This is a genomic window from Xanthobacter pollutisoli, from assembly GCF_040044995.1.
Lineage (GTDB): Bacteria > Pseudomonadota > Alphaproteobacteria > Rhizobiales > Xanthobacteraceae > Xanthobacter.
In genome coordinates this window covers 1-15,992 of record NZ_JBDZDP010000039.1, presented here as the reverse complement: position 1 = coordinate 15,992, position 15,992 = coordinate 1, and the positions used below count along the sequence as shown (strand labels likewise).

At 60.3% G+C, this 15,992-nt stretch carries 17 protein-coding genes; 8 read left to right on the top strand and 9 right to left on the bottom strand.

Annotated features, from left to right (window positions below):
* From ABLE93_RS25925 to ABLE93_RS25900, 6 genes are all read right to left on the bottom strand, one after another.
* On the bottom strand, positions 1-863 hold an 863-nt coding region (locus ABLE93_RS25925), incomplete at its 3' end, for a replication protein RepA (protein WP_348842567.1).
* Between the two features lie 105 nt (positions 864-968).
* Positions 969-1,139: a hypothetical protein gene (locus ABLE93_RS25920; RefSeq protein WP_348842566.1), complete on the bottom strand. Its 171-nt coding sequence runs from the start codon at positions 1,137-1,139 to the stop codon at positions 969-971.
* A 164-nt stretch (positions 1,140-1,303) separates the two neighbouring features.
* A complete protein-coding gene (locus ABLE93_RS25915) occupies positions 1,304-1,945 on the bottom strand; it encodes an AAA family ATPase (protein WP_348842565.1) in 642 nt (213 codons plus the stop codon).
* Positions 1,946-2,450: 505 nt separating this feature from the next.
* Positions 2,451-3,191 carry a DUF3800 domain-containing protein gene (locus tag ABLE93_RS25910; protein ID WP_348842564.1) on the bottom strand — a complete coding sequence of 247 codons (741 nt, stop codon included), beginning with the start codon at positions 3,189-3,191 and terminating at the stop codon, positions 2,451-2,453.
* Between the two features lie 9 nt (positions 3,192-3,200).
* On the bottom strand, positions 3,201-3,329 hold the full coding sequence (locus tag ABLE93_RS25905) for a hypothetical protein (protein WP_348842568.1): 129 nt from the start codon (positions 3,327-3,329) through the stop codon (positions 3,201-3,203).
* A gap of 130 nt (positions 3,330-3,459) precedes the next feature.
* On the bottom strand, positions 3,460-4,053 hold the full coding sequence (locus ABLE93_RS25900; protein WP_348842563.1) for a recombinase family protein: 594 nt from the start codon (positions 4,051-4,053) through the stop codon (positions 3,460-3,462).
* Positions 4,054-4,236: 183 nt separating this feature from the next.
* Here ABLE93_RS25900 and ABLE93_RS25895 point away from each other — a divergent pair, with 183 nt between their 5' ends.
* The 3 genes from ABLE93_RS25895 (at position 4,237) to ABLE93_RS25885 (ending at position 5,909) form a co-directional block, all read left to right on the top strand.
* A complete protein-coding gene (locus tag ABLE93_RS25895; protein ID WP_348842562.1) occupies positions 4,237-4,953 on the top strand; it encodes a hypothetical protein in 717 nt (238 codons plus the stop codon).
* 15 nt (positions 4,954-4,968) lie between these two features.
* Positions 4,969-5,433 carry a hypothetical protein gene (locus ABLE93_RS25890; RefSeq protein ID WP_348842561.1) on the top strand — a complete coding sequence of 155 codons (465 nt, stop codon included), beginning with the start codon at positions 4,969-4,971 and terminating at the stop codon, positions 5,431-5,433.
* 317 nt (positions 5,434-5,750) lie between these two features.
* Entirely contained in the window at positions 5,751-5,909 is a 159-nt protein-coding gene (locus tag ABLE93_RS25885) for a hypothetical protein (protein WP_348842560.1), read from the top strand.
* A 75-nt stretch (positions 5,910-5,984) separates the two neighbouring features.
* Here the strand turns inward: ABLE93_RS25885 and ABLE93_RS25880 are convergent, their stop codons facing one another.
* The gene (locus ABLE93_RS25880) at positions 5,985-6,389 is read right to left on the bottom strand and encodes a hypothetical protein (protein WP_348842559.1); all 405 of its coding nucleotides are present in this window, start codon (positions 6,387-6,389) and stop codon (positions 5,985-5,987) included.
* Between the two features lie 1,182 nt (positions 6,390-7,571).
* Between ABLE93_RS25880 and ABLE93_RS25875 the strand changes: the two genes are divergently transcribed.
* From ABLE93_RS25875 to ABLE93_RS25865, 3 genes are all read left to right on the top strand, one after another.
* Entirely contained in the window at positions 7,572-7,745 is a 174-nt protein-coding gene (locus ABLE93_RS25875; RefSeq protein ID WP_348842558.1) for a hypothetical protein, read from the top strand.
* 1,229 nt (positions 7,746-8,974) lie between these two features.
* Positions 8,975-9,868: a phage integrase N-terminal domain-containing protein gene (locus ABLE93_RS25870; protein WP_348842557.1), complete on the top strand. Its 894-nt coding sequence runs from the start codon at positions 8,975-8,977 to the stop codon at positions 9,866-9,868.
* Positions 9,865-10,176, top strand: a complete 312-nt coding sequence (locus ABLE93_RS25865; protein WP_348842555.1) for a hypothetical protein — start codon at positions 9,865-9,867, stop codon at positions 10,174-10,176. The genes ABLE93_RS25870 and ABLE93_RS25865 overlap by 4 nt, the downstream gene beginning before the upstream one ends.
* A gap of 20 nt (positions 10,177-10,196) precedes the next feature.
* Here the strand turns inward: ABLE93_RS25865 and ABLE93_RS25860 are convergent, their stop codons facing one another.
* The gene (locus tag ABLE93_RS25860; protein ID WP_348842554.1) at positions 10,197-11,894 is read right to left on the bottom strand and encodes a MobA/MobL family protein; all 1,698 of its coding nucleotides are present in this window, start codon (positions 11,892-11,894) and stop codon (positions 10,197-10,199) included.
* A 422-nt stretch (positions 11,895-12,316) separates the two neighbouring features.
* Between ABLE93_RS25860 and ABLE93_RS25855 the strand changes: the two genes are divergently transcribed.
* Both ABLE93_RS25855 and ABLE93_RS25850 read left to right on the top strand, forming a co-directional pair.
* A complete protein-coding gene (locus ABLE93_RS25855) occupies positions 12,317-12,529 on the top strand; it encodes a hypothetical protein (protein ID WP_348842553.1) in 213 nt (70 codons plus the stop codon).
* Between the two features lie 17 nt (positions 12,530-12,546).
* Positions 12,547-14,721: a type IV secretory system conjugative DNA transfer family protein gene (locus tag ABLE93_RS25850; RefSeq protein ID WP_348842552.1), complete on the top strand. Its 2,175-nt coding sequence runs from the start codon at positions 12,547-12,549 to the stop codon at positions 14,719-14,721.
* Between the two features lie 924 nt (positions 14,722-15,645).
* Here the strand turns inward: ABLE93_RS25850 and ABLE93_RS25845 are convergent.
* The coding region (locus ABLE93_RS25845) for a replication protein RepA (protein ID WP_348842551.1) at positions 15,646-15,992 on the bottom strand (347 nt) is incomplete at its 5' end.

Below are 15,992 nucleotides of genomic sequence, written 5' to 3'. Positions count from 1 at the left end.
TCGATGTTGTGCAGCCGGTATCCCAGCCAAGTGTAGAGGTCGAGCTTGCGGGCCGAACCCGCGAAAGATCGGATCACATGGGCGCTGACCGGCAGGGCGTGGCGGTCCAGGGATTTGAAGAAAGCGTCGTTGAACGTGACCGTGCTCGGCCAGAGTGACGGCTGATCCGGTGATGATGCCCGGGGCAGCCACACGTCGATGGACTCGAACGGCGTGATCCTGCGGGTGCGGGCCGCCTGCCCTTCCCCGTCCCAAACGCCAATCTTCATGTCGCAGGCCGCGAGCGCGTTCAGCTGCTCCTTGAAAGCCTGGAGCGTCCCCTTTTTGCCGCCGGTGACGGGAAAGCCCATGTCCCGGATGAAGCCGGACAGACTGTCGGCGATCTCAATGGTGGCGGACTTCTGCCGGATGGCTTCCGAACATAGGGAAATCATGATGAGCCGGGCCTTGGGGCCGAACGGCAGCGGTTGCTCCACCCATGCGGTATCTCGGCCGGAGAGTTCGCCTGCGTGGATCACAAGGCTCATGTTGCCCTGCTTCTTCTCAAAGCGGCGCACACCGGGCGGCGGCCGGTCGTAGGGCATCCCGCATACGGCGATCACACTGTGAATATGGCGCAGGTCGGCCGCCGCTGGCGGCTCGTTCTCGATGACTTCCCGGATGATGGCCCGGCGGCGCTTCTCCCGGGGCATGAGCGCGAGGGCCTTGTTTCTGGCGTCCTGCGCCTCGCGTTCCTGGTCCCGGCGGCGTTGGGTGGTGATGAGAATGCCTACCTGCTGCTCGAACGCGAATTTCCCGCGCGCGTCTTCGAGTTTGGCGCGCAGGTCCTCGTCACGAATCAGGTGCTCGTCGGGATGCCGCATCGCTTCATGCTACGTCGGCGCAGGTTTTTGCGGAAGCGCGCGCGGCCGATTTGTGCCCAATGAACCGGCACAACAGCATATTTATGCTACAGCATAAAAGCACAATTATGCCTTGCCCTTGCGGGTGATCTCGTCGATGGACGGGTGAAGACGGGATGTCAGCACATGGTCGATGCCCTCGCGCAGGAGGTCATGGACCTTCTTGCGCTCCACATGGGCGATCTCGCGCAGCACGTCATGAACGGCGTGCGGGAGGTAGAGGCTCGTGCGGAACATGTCCCCCTCCCCTTTTGCGGGGGCGGTGGATTCCACCACGCGAGCGTCCTCGGCGGCAGGAAGCACCGGGGCGGGAGCAGGCACGGGCTTTGTCTTTTGGGTGGCGGGGGCCTTTTGAGGCACCGTTGCAAAGTCTGATGCGTCGAAAATTGAAGGTCTGCGGCTCATTGGGTCACCTCCGGGGCTTGGCGATTGATCCAGGTCCACAGGGCGCGGACTTCCTCGGCGGCACGTCCCTTAGGCGCGAACTCGGTCACCCCCTGCCCGGCCGCGAAAGCGTCCTGATAGTCGGTGCGAGAGCAAACGGGTGGTTCGGCCAGGAGGCCGAGGGCCGAAAGACCGGCGGCCATGTCGGCGGCGCGGGAGCTGCGGCCAGAGCTGGGGCACTGGTTCAGTACGAACGCAAAGGGCTTGTCGCCGCGCATCAATGCCCGGACGGTCTGTTGCACAGCCATGGCATCGAGGCGGGTCGGCCGGATCGGGACCAGGCACCAGCTGGCCGCTTCCATGGCCTTGTGAGTGGCGGTGTTGTCGGCGCCGGGCGTGTCGATGATGACCAGGCTGAAACCCTTGTTGGCCAAGCTGCGCACCATGTCGGGCAGCTGAGCGACGTTCTTTGCCGGGAACGTCTCGACAATCGGGGTTTCAGCGGTTCGCAGCTCACCCCAGCGTGCCAGCGAGCCTTGGGGGTCGAGGTCGAAGGCGGCGACGGTCTCACCGGCTTCCATGGCGGCAACGGCAAGGGAGGTGGCAAGGGTGGTCTTGCCGGTCCCCCCCTTCTGGGTGGTCAGGGTGATGATCTTCATGGGCAGCATAATAGCATAAAGACGCTGTGACGCTACAGCATAACAGCATATTTATGCTGTAGCATAAAAACGTCTTAATGCTACAGCATAAAAGCATAAAAGCATAATGACGCTGTGTGGGAGTCTAAGTCTCTGTTTTAAATAGATCAGGGGTTCAGCCTGCCTGAACCTCTGCCACGTGGCGAACGCGGGGAAGGGTGGGGGGCAAGGGCTTGCCCCTTGCGGGGGAGGGATGGGGCGGCGCCCCGTCCTCCCCTCTCGGCCGCGTCTGCGGCCGGGAGATGCTGCATCAGGGATGGAAGCCCGCAAGGGCCGAGACCGCTTGAGGGCTCGGGGCGCAGCCCGACAGCCCGGCCGCACAGCGGGATGCAAAATCTAACACGATATATCTTTAGATATACCTTATCTCTTGACACCTGGGCGATTTGCCCTAGATACTGACTTAAATGGAACGGGAATGCTCGTTCGGCGTCTGGCCTCGGGGAAGCTCGGGGCCTTTCGCTTTTTAGGGGAACACCTTCAGCCCAAACCCTTGGATTCGGCCGTTCTCGTTGCGGCGGAACTTGGTCTCCACCAGCTCGTAAGCCCTGTTTGGTTGAGCCGGATTGATGACATGACGCCCGATAGGGTGGGCGAAGAGGTCCGCGATCTGCAAGCCCGTCGAATTGTGCTTCTTGTCCATGAAGCGGATATCGAGATGGGGCATGGCCTCGTTCCTGGCGTTCCGACCATCCGCAATCCGCCGAAATTCAAGCTCTAGCTTTCTGTCCTCGGCGGCGCCTCGGCATTCGACGATCAGGTGGGTCTGGCGGTCGGCTTGGTCATGTTCGCCGAGCCACCGATGCAGCCGCTCCATGCAGAAAGTCAGGGCGATCTCGTAGGGGTTTGCGGGATCTGAGTAGCGGCGCACATGACGCTGCTTGTCGATCACGGCCGCGATAACGGTCACTGGGATCTCTTCAATGAGACCATTGATCCGGGCAAGAAAGTCCTGGCGCGTGTTGGGGTTCAGCAAAATATTGAATTCACCTGTCGCCTTGCGGATTTCGTGGCTATGCAAAACCACGCAATCGTGGCCCCAGAAGTCGAACTTAAGCCTCTGAACGGCTGGAACAGCGCGTTCCACATACTTCCTCTTATCAAAGATGCAAAATACCAGAACGAATACTGGATTTTGTGGATTGATAGAGGTTAGGCTGTGGTCGCCGCTTTCATCGGCATAGATGATATAGTCACTAAAGCTCATGAGACTTTTTTATACCAAGCGCCCGATTCTGTCACACGGTATGCCCGGCTCACTATACCCCTTGCGGACCTTCTGACGCTGGCACTTGTCCAGGGCGGCCTCGGCTAGGGCAGGGGAGGGGAAGGGCGTAGAGGCCACTCGGCCGGGAGAGCCGATCCGGCCCCACTCGCGCACCAGGCACCAATCCCCGAATAGGCTGGCTGCACGGTGAGCATGTAGAACCGGGCCATGTTCCGGCTGGGATCGATCTTGCGCAGCTGCACGGTGCTCATGGGCGAGGCCTCAGCCTGGATATGGTGGAGCGGCTGACGTTGAAGGTGCGCGCCAGGTCGGCGAGCTGGGCGCCGTCCGCCAGTCGCTCGCGTACCTCCTGCTTCTGCTGGGGGCTGAGGGAAGATCGGCGGCCCATCACCTGACCGCGTTCCTTGGCCCGGGCGCGGCCCTCGGCCGTCCGGGTGCGGATCAGGTCCCGTTCCACATCGGCGAGGCCTCCGAGGACGGCGAGCATCAGGCGGCCCGTGCTGGTGGCCGTGTCGGCCCACGGTTCGGCCAAGGAGCGGAATTGCGCCTTTGCGTCCACAATCCGCCGGACGATGGCGAACAGGTCGAAGGTAGAGCGCGCCAGGCGGTCAATTCGGGTGACCAGCACCTGGTCGCCCTCCCCAAGGGTGGCGAGGAGGCGGTTCAGTTCGCGCCGGTCGGCCCGGGCGCCGCTGACCTTCTCCTTGAAGATGCGGGAACACCCTGCCGCCGTCAGCTGCTCAACCTGGGCGTCGAGGGTCTGGCCGAAGGTGGAGACGCGCGCGTAGCCGACCAGGTTGGCGTCGGCCGAGGGGATGTTGCGGACGGCTCGCGGAGGCATGTTTCAGGACTGACTTTCGTACTTATATTACGCAAACATAACCCATTGAGGTTTCAGGGCCAAAGGAAATTTGCAGAACTCGTGATTTTCGCATGCAGCAGATAGCGTTGTCAGCGATCCATGTCGTTCTCGACGCGGGTCCGCCCCACCTGCACGGCTACAATTGAAAATCGACGACAAAGCATGTCTAATCAAACCCGACAATTCCCGGTGGGGGGGCTGGAAATGGTTAAGCACTTGTGGGCCGTTGGAATAATAGCTTGCCTAATACCAATCGGCCTTGAAAGGGCGATCGCTCAAGCACAAGGATTCCAACCACAAATACACATGAAGCCTTTGGAGCAAAAGGTAACGCTACCAAAAACGAGGAAGACATTTAATTTCTACGGAAATTCCGTCGCAGGGCCTTCTATCGCCCCACCTCCACCAATTATAGTGCCACTTACACCTGAAGACAGTTTTAAATCTCTGGAAATACGTATGATTATTACGTATGCATTATCAAAATTTGTAGGCTCTCCATTAGGAATGAACAATTTACCTATTATACTTAAAGATAAAAACGATGTTATATCGATGAGAATTTCTACAATTAATATTGATCAACGTTCCTATCAAGGAACTTTTGAGATTATAGGAAAGAGTACATTGCTGTCACTGGGTAAACAAAATTGGGTTGAAAGACATCGTTTTCTTTTTAGCGTTTCTAAGATTGGTCCATATGAAGCTAAAATACAATTAATAGACTACGAACCAATGTATAAAACGAGTCCGGATGTCCCTCCACCCGAGGACGTGCCATTTACGTATATTCCGCAAGACATGGAAAATGAAATTGGTGTTTTTCAACAAAAACTTATGGGACACTTCGTAGATGCAATTGAATTTATAACACACTAATAGAGAGAATTTGACATGTCCACTCATGCATTTCGTTATTTATGTGGTTTAACAGTGTTATTGAGTCATATTATTGTATTTATTATACTGTCAACAACTTATAGATTTTCAAATTTAGTAGACCAGGTTGGTAGTATACTAATCGCAATGCCTATAACACTTTATTATGTGACTCCATTTATTAAATATGTTGTGGCAAGTGCAGAAAATAAAAATGATCAAGGAGGTGTGACTGACGTCCTTGCAGCAATGACGATGTATATAATCGTTGCATCGTTTTGTCTGGCGCTTCTTTTTATCGTTATTAGATTTTCATATTTCTCTAATTATGAGCTGAATGAATTTAAAATGTGGCTTGGCGCTGTAGAATCAGCATTCGGCGCGTTAATAGGAATAGTTTTTGAAAAATTTTTTGGTCTTTCGGTGGTTGATAGGGGTAATTCAGAAAAACAGGCCGCAACCGAGATCGATAAGGTATAAAATATATTCTGAAGCAGCATTCAGACGAGGTATGTGCTTGTCTTACCTGTGTGGGCGCTGGTGGCGCGGCCCTGGACGCGCCGGAGCTGAGGGATGTGTTCATGCGGCGGCTGGCCCCGGTTTCATGGAAACAGGCATGTACCCCGTGCCGATTGCCGGCCCGCGATGGGGCGGGCTACAGCATCGGATTTCACACTGACACACGGCGTGAAAGAGATCACGCTCCAGCTTTACTTACCGCAAGATGACAGAACCAGCCACATTTGCACTCGCATGGACCGGCGCAAGCCGAACGGCGGGTTCGAGCTGGCCCAAAAATGTCGTTCCTGCCGAACACGGGCTACGCCTTCGCCGTCGGGGCCGACACCTGGCACTCGGTGGATAAGGTCGGCCCGGAGGTCCGGACGTTGGACACGATCCTGCAAACCTACGTCGTCGACCACACTCCGGCTCTGAAGCTCCGCAACCCCGGGTAAGAGGGTCGGAAACTTCCTGCTGAACGAGGTCCGGTACATCGCCGGCGCCTGACGACGGCGGGAGCCCCTTCCTCGTCAGACCAGCGCTACGGCGTCTAGAAAGGCCTCGTAGAAGCTGGCCCGCATGTCCACGGGCTGGGCCTGGTCGAGCGGAAGGACCAGGACGGCCTTTCTGGCCATGTGCTGGAGGGGCACCCCGTCCAGCTGGTCGAGACGCACCCAATAGGCCAGATAGCCGCCCTCGGGGTCGAGGCACGCAAAATAGATGGTGATCCGGAACATGCGTGCGAAGGCGCGCAGCTTGCGGATTTCGTCCAGGTCAAACACCAGGCCCTCGGGGTAGAGGGTCTTGGCCTTCACGTCGAACGCCACCATGCCCACGTGGGGGATGCCCACGATGTAGTCCGGGCGCTTGATATACCCGCGCAGGGGCACCGGCACGCTCATGGGCGACTGCTCCACGTAGATATGGGGGAGCACGGAAGCGTCCAGCCAGGCGCGGAAGGCGTGCTCTGCCGCCGCGCCTTTGGCGGCGTCAGCTGCGCGAATGGGAGTGGAGCGTTGCCGCCTCTTGTTCATGGAGGCTTTTGGAACTGCCCACGATCCGGAACTGACAAGGCCCGGGCAGCATTGACCAGGTGGAATCAGGACCGCAGCTGCCCAATGTAATGCTTGCCAGCCGGGGTGATGGCCCAACGCCCCCGGCCGGTCGACGTGATGTATCCCTTCCCCTTCAGACGATGCAGGTACGAACGCAACGTTGCGGTTTTCAGATCCCGATTGAGCGCCTTTGCGTCAAAGGACAACGAATAAGCTCCAAGTGGGGAGCTAGACTGGTTGAGAGCATTTAGAATTGCAGACTCAATGAGTATTCTGTCTGCACTATTCTTTCTTGAAACCGTCAAATTAACCGAAACCCTATAGGATAGACTTGTAAGACGCCTCTTTAGCGCGTCCCTCTCTGCTTCTAGATCCGATATTTGTCTTTCTATGAACGCGATTTCCTGCGCCAGATGCTCGGTAAGCGTGACGCCTGTGGATGGGCGAACTTTTTTGCGATTAGTATTTTGCAACGTTCTGCCCCAAGATTGCCAAACTTCATCCCATATAAATCAAGACGTTACCTCCGTCAAAAGCTTGACATTTCTGGTACGCCCCGTTAGCAACGAAGGCGCCGCTTTTCGTTGCTAACGGGGCGTTGCAATAAATGAAGCGTTTATTGCGTATTGGGGCAGAACGGATATTTTCCAGCGGGGGCCTCTAATCATCCCATTGCCGCCGAGCTGGGACTCGGCCATAAAAAAGGCGAACCAGGTTTCTGGTCCGCCTTTTGTCTTCTGAGGTCTACGCCCTGGGCGGCCGGTAGACCGCTAGGAGGCTATAGACCCCCGTGCTTCGCACCCTCGGGATAGTCCGAAAAGGCGCTTTTCACAAGGCCGCCCTTTTTCGCGATATCGCGAGGCTGAAAATGTCCAAGACCTATAAGCCGGGCGAGCCCGCTCCGGTCTCTGCTCAGTACGCCATCGTTGGGCCGCGCGGCGGTACGCCTCCGGGTGCCCCCGAGCGTACGGGCGTCCAGGGAAAGAGCCTGCCTCCCACCCCGAAGCCCGGTCAGCGCTACGTTGTGGCTGACCCGACCCACAACGGCGCGGGAAAGAAGCGTTGACTCGCCGCCACTCCCCTCCTCTCACGGCCGAAATCGCGGCCAAGATCAAGCTTCTCGCGCGGACGGATGACCTCCTCCAGCACGAGATCGCCGCGAAGCTCGGCATCAATCAGGGGCGCGTCAGCGAGGTGTTGACCGGCAAGCGCTTCCCCGAGGTCCAGCCGCGCTGATCAAACAGAGGGCTCGCCACCTGGCGGGCCCTCACTCATTCCGTGCCGGTCCTCCCGCCTGGAATGACCCGGAGCGCGCCGAGGGCGGGCGGCAAGTCGGGAGGACGTGGGGCTCCTGGCCCGGATGTCCGTGAATCGCGCGCCGCATTTCGCCTGGTACTTGCGCGGCGGGCGTCGCTGCGGGTCCCTCCAGCGGCATCCGTAGGCGAGGGCGTCCAGCAGCTCCTCCAGGGTGATCTCGGCGCCGTGGAGCTGGGCGAGGCGGGCCAGGCGGTAGCTGCCCTGCCGTTTGCACAGGGGGCAGTCCACCCGGACGACGACATAGGGGAATTGCCAAAGCCGCTCCATGGGCCGCACGAAATAGAACAAAAACAGAACACAGACAAGCGGAGGTCCCTTCCCGGAAGGCGAGGCGAGCGCGCCCCCCACATGGCGCTGTAGGGAGCCTGAGCCGTCCACGGCCGCCAGTCGGGGCGGACGTTGGCCTGCTGGACGGCCGCAAGGCCCTAAGCGGGCCACGCCGGGGGCTTGCGGGGGCGGCAGGCACCCCGCCGCCCGCTGGATGGGCGGAGCCCCTAAGCGGGCATGGGGAGGGGGCGGGAGGGCACCCTCCCGCTGGCCAGGCCATGCCCTCCCGGGGTGTGGCCTGGGCACCTCTGGGCGCGACAGAGCCCTGTCACTGGCGGCGGTTGGGCTGACAGTGACAGGGCGGCTTGCAGGCGCGCGCCGCCCGGGCCTGACGGCCCAAACCCCAATGCAGCAGCCAGGAATGGGCGGACCAGGCGCCCCCCGTCAGGCGGGGCAGGACCGCGCCGGGATAAATGCCCGACGCGTGCCACACGGGCCGCGTCATCGATGACAGGTGACATCTGCGGGCAACAGCCCGCGCAACATTGGAAAGGAACCCTGAGGATGCGCGAGCATCACAACACCGGCGGTCGCGAGCGCGGCGCCACCCCCTGGACAGAACCGCACGGCCCCACGGGCACGGCACAGGAGAGCACAGAGATGCGAACGATGAAGAACATGACGACGAGCGAGCGAACGGCTGAAAGGACGCGGCCACGCCGCTGAGAGCATGGAAGGCTTGTAGGCATGAAGGAGCGGAGGACGCGGACCTAGCTAGTTCGGAGGACCCCGGCCCCTTGGCGTCTTCGGACGCGCCACCTGGAACCCGCGCGCGGGACAGGCGGAGGCCATGAACACTAACCACAACGATTGCATGATGAATGGACGATCTGAGTTTTTCCCTCAAAGCCCTCACTCAGCGGGTGGCGGACGGGTCCTTTGCGACCCGCGCCAACCGGCACCGGGGCTTGCAGGCAATGGCGGGGGAGCTGCGCCAGCTGGGGTTCCGGCTCCCGGCGGCCATCTCCCTGAAGCCGAAGCATATCGATGCCCTGGTGGGCCACTGGAAGGCCGAGGGCGTGACAGATTCCACCATACGCAACCGGCTGGGCTGGGCCAGGTGGTGGGCGGAGCAGATCAACAAGCCGGGCCTGCTGCCCGCCTCGAACGAACGGTTCGGCCTGGCCGAGCGCACCCCGTACCAGGGCAGCAAGGCTCGCAAGGCGGACGCGGCCACCTTGGCCAAGGTGAAAGACGACCGGATCAAGCTGGCGCTCCAGCTGGAAGCGGCCTTCGGCCTGCGCCGCGAGGAGGCTCTGAAATTCCGGCCGCGGATCAGTGACCGGGGGCAATACCTGGCGCTGGTCCCGTCCACCACCAAGGGCGGGCGCTATCGGGAAATCCCACTGACGCACCCCCGGCAACGGGAGCTGCTGGAAGAGGTGCGCCGCGTCGCCGGCGACGGCTCCCTGGTGCCGGCCGGCATGACGTATCGGGACTACCTGCAACGCTACAAGCACCAGACCCGGGCGGCGGGGCTGGGGCAGGCCCACGGCCTGCGCCACGGCTACGCGCAATGGCGGTACAAGGTGCTGACCGGTTGGGACTGCCCGGCCCGGGGCGGCCCCACCATCGAGGGCATGACGGCCGACCAGGAGCGCCGCGACCGGGCGGTACGTTTGGCGATCTCCCGCGAGCTGGGGCACGGCCGCCTTGCCGTGGTGGACACCTACCTGGGCCGCCGCCGGGCGCCGAAGGAAAGGCGCGCGGCATGATCGCCCCCCGCAAATCTTCCGCCATGCTCGAACGGGCGCGGCAATCCACGCAGGACGGCCGGGAACAGGCCGCGCGCGAGCTGCTGGAATGGGAAAAGGTCGAGGGCGCCATTCGGGAGGCGGCGGGCAAGGGGTTTGACCACGTGAACCTGGCCCCCGCTTTGCCCATCAACATCCGCGACACGGAGACCGGCCGGAGGGCCATGGAAAGACTGACCCGCCTCGGCTTTTCGGCAAGCTGGGACTCGCGACCAGGACCACACCCCGGAACGCATTTCTATGTGCTGTCCATTAGCTGGACGACCTAGCAGCGGCACGGTGACCATACCTACGGCTGAAACTCCTTGTCCTTCTTAGGCACAACTGTCTTTGCGGCCATCTGCTGGGGAGTGACGGCCGGAGTTGGGGCAGAACCTGACGTTATTGGCGCGGGCGCGGCAGGCGTGGCTTGGATACCAGGAGCCCGATTTGGTTGCGTTGCCATGTGCGGCGCTCGTTGGGCTTGCGGAGTTGGCGGTGTCGCTGATGGCGCTTTCTGCGGCAGAGGCTGCGCCACTACGTGCGGCGCGCGATGGGGTTCCGGAGGCCGGATAGATGGAGATTGAGCAGGTCCGGCAGGTTCCGGCGCCACATGAGGCGCGCGCTCTGTTGAGGGCGCCGCTGCGGCGGTTCGTTGCCGATCTAAGGAAGTGTCATAGGCCGCCTTAGCGATATTTAAACGCTTCTGCGCCTCTCGGTGATCGCGAACAGCATCAGGCAGATCTCTACGCGCCAGCCAGGAGTCCTTCCTCCTCTCAGAAGCTCCTGATTTGAAAAAGTCCTTTGACATAAGGCTTCCTGGACGTCTTCCAAATTCATTTTTTCTCTCGTTATTACGTAATAGATTGTAAAATTTATCGTCACTATTATGCTTTGAAAAATTATTCATTTTTCTTTCTGCTTCTTCCGGATTTAAAAAAGATCTTTTCATCAATTGATCGTAGTTAGACTTCGCTTTATCGGCATTAACTTGAGCATTAACCAGTTCGAATCTATGCCTTCTTAGAATATCATCTTCTATAGACATCGATTTTTCCTTGTCAAAAGAGAGTGACTGCCCTATTTCTACAACATGATAGAGTGGATTGACCGCTGGTTGTATGCTTCGGGCGAAGCCATCGGCCGCTTCATCTTGCGCCTTCCGTCCTGCAACCCCATTCGACGTTGGCTGGAAGACGGTTGGGCGGAAATTGACGCTAAACGAGCCGCTTGGGACGCTGAGTGTGTCCGATATCGGGAGGAGATGCGAGCCAGCACCTATTCCCTGCTTCTGCGGGGGCTGGATCAGGATGATACGACCACCCTCCATTAACGGCTCAGGTCGATGGATTCCGCGCAGCACTTCCAGCTCGCGGCCCTGCTGGTCTGCGTCAATGGCCGCCCAATAGTCCCCGACGCCCTCCCTTACCCTGCGATTGTATCCGGGCCGGGAGCGTGACCCGTCGATCTGGGGGTAATTGATCCGCCGCGTGCGGGTCCGGCACTTGGGCATATTGCGAGCGGCACGCTCACGCGAAACCGGCCGGGCGCCACGCCCCTCCATCGCTCGGGCCTTCGGGCCTTCGTGAATGGTAGGTGCCCGGTCGATGCCCTGGGCTTTCAGAGTACGATGGTCGATGCGCTCTTGCCGCCCGGCGAGTTCAAGGGCGGCATTCGCGTGGCGCTCCCATGCGAGACGCAGGCGCTGGGTCGAGCCATGCTCGCTCATGCCCATTACCCGCTTGCCCGTCTCCGGATCACGGTCCCGGATGATCAGGTGACAATGGGGATTGCTCTCGTCCTTGCCCTTATCGTGATAGGCCGCCAGCCAGGGCGCTTTTCCCATTGTAACATCCTCGGCGAAGGACCGCACAAGCTGCACTCGTTGCGCAGCATTGAGCTCACGTGGAAGCGCAAGCGTGACCTTGTCGATGATGCGTGCATTCGCGCGTGACGTGTCTTCTGCCTGGCACAACCAGTCGATGACGGATGCGGGCGCAACCGGCATCCTGGCCCCCTCCAGGCGGCTCATGGCACCAGGACGAGTGACATATCGGGCGTGAGCGGCGGCGGTATATGGCTGCCGTTGAGTAGATTTGCCGACTGCGCTGTGGTGGAGGCTGTAGATGGCCACCAGCGTCATTCCCCGTCGAATGGTCACAGGGTTTGCTACGCAAACCCATAAGTGCGCTCTACCCCTGGTTGGCACCATAAAATGCCCGCACGGTCGCCCGCAAGCCCCCGGTCTGAACGACAACTAGCACCCCCGTTGGACATCTCCGCACAGCGCCCAATGCCAAGGCCGGCTACTCATCCGGGGGACATCACGTCAACTTAGTTGCAATTCGTGAATTGTGCACTTGCACAAGCTTCTTGCGCAGGGGAATGGTGGCGATCTAGCTAGCCCGGTTGCAACGGGAGGTAGGGCGCATGTTCAAGCTTCTTATGGGATGCTTCCTGATCGTCGTCGGCGCGATGGTCTCGTTTATCCCGCCATTCATTTTCGGTATCCCGATCCTCGTCATGGCCGGAGGCATGATCATGGCGGGTCTCGGAAAGACGACAGTTCAAGCCGCCAAAGGCGGCGCTGCGGTCGCCCGCTATGTGAAAGACCGCCGTGACGAAAAGAACGCCGGTCTTTGATCAGCGGATGAAATGTCATGGGTGATGCTGCCGTCATCATCGGCTTCATGCTCGTGCTGTTCGGCCTCGGACTGTATTTCTATGTCGGGGGTCTCGGCGGCATCATCGGATCGCTTTCGGCAAACCGCACCATCGAATCCGCCCGCCGCCGGGAGCACGTGCACAGCACCGCTGCCGTGCGCGCGGACAGCCTGTCTTCCCAGCCTCCCGCTTCGGCGGGGGCTGGATTTTCACGGCCCGACATCCTTGCGGCCATCGACAAAAAATATTCCAATGACCTCACCCCCATCGAGATCCGCGTGGCGGACCTGGTGCCGGGGCTAATCTCGCGCGTCTCGCTGGAACGCATGGGCATCGCCATGGCCGACGAGCTGGCGACGTTCAAGAAGATCTACAATAACAAAGATGACGGGATGGATCGCCTGATCGGCGACACTCAGGAATCCTATCTGCGTAAGATCGCGGCCGGGGCGTTGGAAGATGCGGTGCTGACGCGCACCCTGACCGATTTCAAGGACAACGAACGCGCGGTACTCCGCCTGACCGAGATACTGCACGCCCTCGGCGAGGTGAGCGCGCGCGAGCGCATGGAAATCTTCGCCCCCATCGTGTGGAATGAGGGCAAGTGCCTCGTGCGCTCCGATGTGCCGGGTTTCCGTAGCGGGGACCGACTAGAGGCCCTGCGTGAACGCCTCGGAAAGCTGCTGTTGGGACATTTTGGCGAGACCGTTGCGTCAGCGGAACGCCTACAGGCGCGCTTGCGCGCGGTTTTGGCCCAGCCGGGGCGGGTCAGCGAAGGGGATCGGGCCGTGCTCGAGCGCTATTTGTTCGCCGGAGCCCGTTGGCTAGCGCCTGGTTCCTCCGCGTCTTCCCTTGCGCCGCAAGGAACGAACAGCAGGACCGTGCTGCGGCTAGGCGCCTTCGAAGACGGCGGCGATCTCCTGTACGACTTGCCGCAAAGCCTCACCACCATCGGTATGCCTGGCTCGGGCAAATCGCAAACCCAGGTCGCAAGGAACCTGCTGCATTACCGGGGCGGTGCCGTGGTGGTTGACCTGAAGGGCGAACTTTTCGACATGACGGGCGGCTGGCGGCATGCGGAAGTCGGGCCGGTGCAATGTTTCGCTCCGGATCGGCCAGAGATATCCGCCACGTTCAATCCCCTGGATTGGGTGCGCGGCGATCCGACATATGCCTGGGACGACGCCGAGCGATTGGCCGATCTTCTGGTGGTCAAGACCAAGGAGGCAAAAGACCCCTATTGGGAGCAGCGAGGCCTTTCCCTGGTGACCACGGCATTGTCTTACACCGCAATCGCCGCTCCGCCAGAACAGCGCAATATGAGCCACGTACTCAACCAGCTGTACGCCATCACCGAGGACGAGGACCGCCAGAAATGGGCGGCCGCCTTGGCGGAAACCGGGGTAGAGCAGCTGCGTTTAGAGGCTAAAGCGTTCCGCGACATGCCGCAGAACCAGCGGGAAGGCGTGTTCGAGAATGCGCGCACACAGCTGCGGGTGTGGATTTCCCCGGCGATCAAAGCCATCAGTCACACCAGCTCCATCAATACCCTAGGCCTGCGCACCGGTGCCACGCTTTACCTGTGCGTCCGGGACGAAGATCTGGAACGCTATGCGACCGTGCTGCGGCCTCTCATCGGCCTCTCCATGCGCGATCTCATGTTCGGAGGCCCTGACCGTGAAGCCCCGGTCGTCACTTTCTTCATTGACGAGGCGCCCCGCCTCGGCCGCATGGACATCCTGGAGTCCATGATCGACATCGGTCGGGGCTACGGCCTGCGAGTCTGGCTTCTCGCCCAAAATATCGGTCAGTTCCGCGAGCGCTACAAGAATGCCGATGGCATGATCGGCAATTGCATGGTGCGCTGCTACATGAATCCGGACGAGGAAGACGCGCAGCGGCTCTCCCGACTTCTCAATGAACGCGAAGGGCTTCTTGACGGACGTCGGAAGGCGCTCGTTGAGCCATGGCAACTAAGCGGTCCAGAGTATGCGGATAAGATTATTGCCTTCATTGCCAAGAACCACCCTGCTCGCTTGACCAAGGTGATGCCGCAGGACGATTTGGTGTGCTCCGGCCGCATCGGCTGGCCCCTGGGCCAGTCGGAGCAGAATGGAGTGTTGCTCACAACACTCCCCCCGAGCCGGTCTCAGGCGGGGGTACAAAACTAAAAGTCCGGCCGCAAATGCCCTGAGGTGGGGGCTGTCCGCCCCCGCACCCCCGAGGATATTTGGACAGGGTTGGGGGACTTCCGTTAGGATTCCGCCGCGGTACAGTCTGGGAAGGCGATGGCCGCCAGGGTTGGGAGTCGCCCCGGGGGTCGCCGCCGTCCGGGGCGACTTCATCCAGGCCGCGAACGCGGCCCTTTGTTCCGCTTTAGCGGATCCTTCGCTCTTCAATGCGTGACGGGCTGTACAGGAAGGCGCTACGAGCGATTTTGAGACCGTAGCGGCCCGTCTATCGTTCAGATGTCAAAAACGGGCCTGAAAGGCCGTCTGTGGCCTTCGTCGCGTCCATCTTCAGTCGGGTAGGGGCTCGATGGCGCTAGAGCCCAAAAATTCATCCGAATTTTCAAAAGGCCCTGTTCTGTGATTCTGATTCTTTTCTGTAATAAAGTGTTCTGAGATGTTCTGCAATGTTCTGTTCTATATAAGGCGCCACCAAGTCTGCGCGATTTGCGCCAGTAAGTCTGCGTGAACTGCGCCAGTAAGTCTGCGTGCGAAACCGGGGGGTGCGCCACCAAGTCTGCGTGGTCGCGCCACCAAGTCTGCGTAGCGCATTCACTAACCCGTTGAATCTTAAGGGGTCCATTTGATGGGGGTGCGCCACCAAGTCTGCGTGGCGTTTTGAGGCGATTTTGCCGCCACCAAGTCTGCATGCTCGCGCATGAACGGGCGCCAGTAAGTCTGCGTCAATCGGGCGGGGCCACCCCGCCACCAAGTCTGCGTAGAGGCCGGACGATTCGGGGGCTGGGAGGCGCCAGTAAGTCTGCGTGGAGGAGCTGAGTGCAGCGGAATGGGACGGCATGGCAGCCGGGCGAGGACGGCTAAGCGCCTGAGTCGCCACCAAGTCTGCGTATACAATCCCTTGGGATGTTAGGCTTTTTTGGAAAGACGGGGCGCGGGGAGCGCGAGCACGGAAGGGTCCGCCGGTTCGAGGATAAGCCCCTCCTCCGTCACCTTGACCGGGATTTTCGGCAGCACTTCCTTGATGTGGGCCAGGTCGCTGGCGAGCTGGGCGCGAAACGCCCGGGGGCGGTTGAACGATCCGCCGAATTGCTCCTGGAGCGCGTTCCAGCTGACCCGCAAGTTGGCGTCGATGTTGTGCAGCCGGTATCCCAGCCAAGTGTAGAGGTCGAGCTTGCGGGCCGAACCCGCGAAAGATCGGATCACATGGGCGCTGACCGGCAGGGCGTGGCGGTCCAGGGATTTGAAGAAAGCGT

Excerpts from the sequence above, each read along its gene's own strand:
- ABLE93_RS25920 (WP_348842566.1), bottom strand. The coding sequence starts at position 1,139 with ATGTTCCGCACGAGCCTCTACCTCCCGCACGCCGTTCATGACGTGCTG.
- ABLE93_RS25915 (WP_348842565.1), bottom strand. The coding sequence starts at position 1,945 with ATGAAGATCATCACCCTGACCACCCAGAAGGGGGGGACCGGCAAGACC.
- ABLE93_RS25910 (WP_348842564.1), bottom strand. The coding sequence starts at position 3,191 with ATGAGCTTTAGTGACTATATCATCTATGCCGATGAAAGCGGCGACCAC.
- ABLE93_RS25900 (WP_348842563.1), bottom strand. The coding sequence starts at position 4,053 with ATGCCTCCGCGAGCCGTCCGCAACATCCCCTCGGCCGACGCCAACCTG.
- ABLE93_RS25895 (WP_348842562.1), top strand. The coding sequence starts at position 4,237 with ATGTCTAATCAAACCCGACAATTCCCGGTGGGGGGGCTGGAAATGGTT.
- ABLE93_RS25890 (WP_348842561.1), top strand. The coding sequence starts at position 4,969 with ATGTCCACTCATGCATTTCGTTATTTATGTGGTTTAACAGTGTTATTG.
- ABLE93_RS25885 (WP_348842560.1), top strand. The coding sequence starts at position 5,751 with ATGTCGTTCCTGCCGAACACGGGCTACGCCTTCGCCGTCGGGGCCGAC.
- ABLE93_RS25870 (WP_348842557.1), top strand. The coding sequence starts at position 8,975 with ATGGACGATCTGAGTTTTTCCCTCAAAGCCCTCACTCAGCGGGTGGCG.
- ABLE93_RS25865 (WP_348842555.1), top strand. The coding sequence starts at position 9,865 with ATGATCGCCCCCCGCAAATCTTCCGCCATGCTCGAACGGGCGCGGCAA.
- ABLE93_RS25860 (WP_348842554.1), bottom strand. The coding sequence starts at position 11,894 with ATGCCGGTTGCGCCCGCATCCGTCATCGACTGGTTGTGCCAGGCAGAA.
- ABLE93_RS25855 (WP_348842553.1), top strand. The coding sequence starts at position 12,317 with ATGTTCAAGCTTCTTATGGGATGCTTCCTGATCGTCGTCGGCGCGATG.
- ABLE93_RS25850 (WP_348842552.1), top strand. The coding sequence starts at position 12,547 with ATGGGTGATGCTGCCGTCATCATCGGCTTCATGCTCGTGCTGTTCGGC.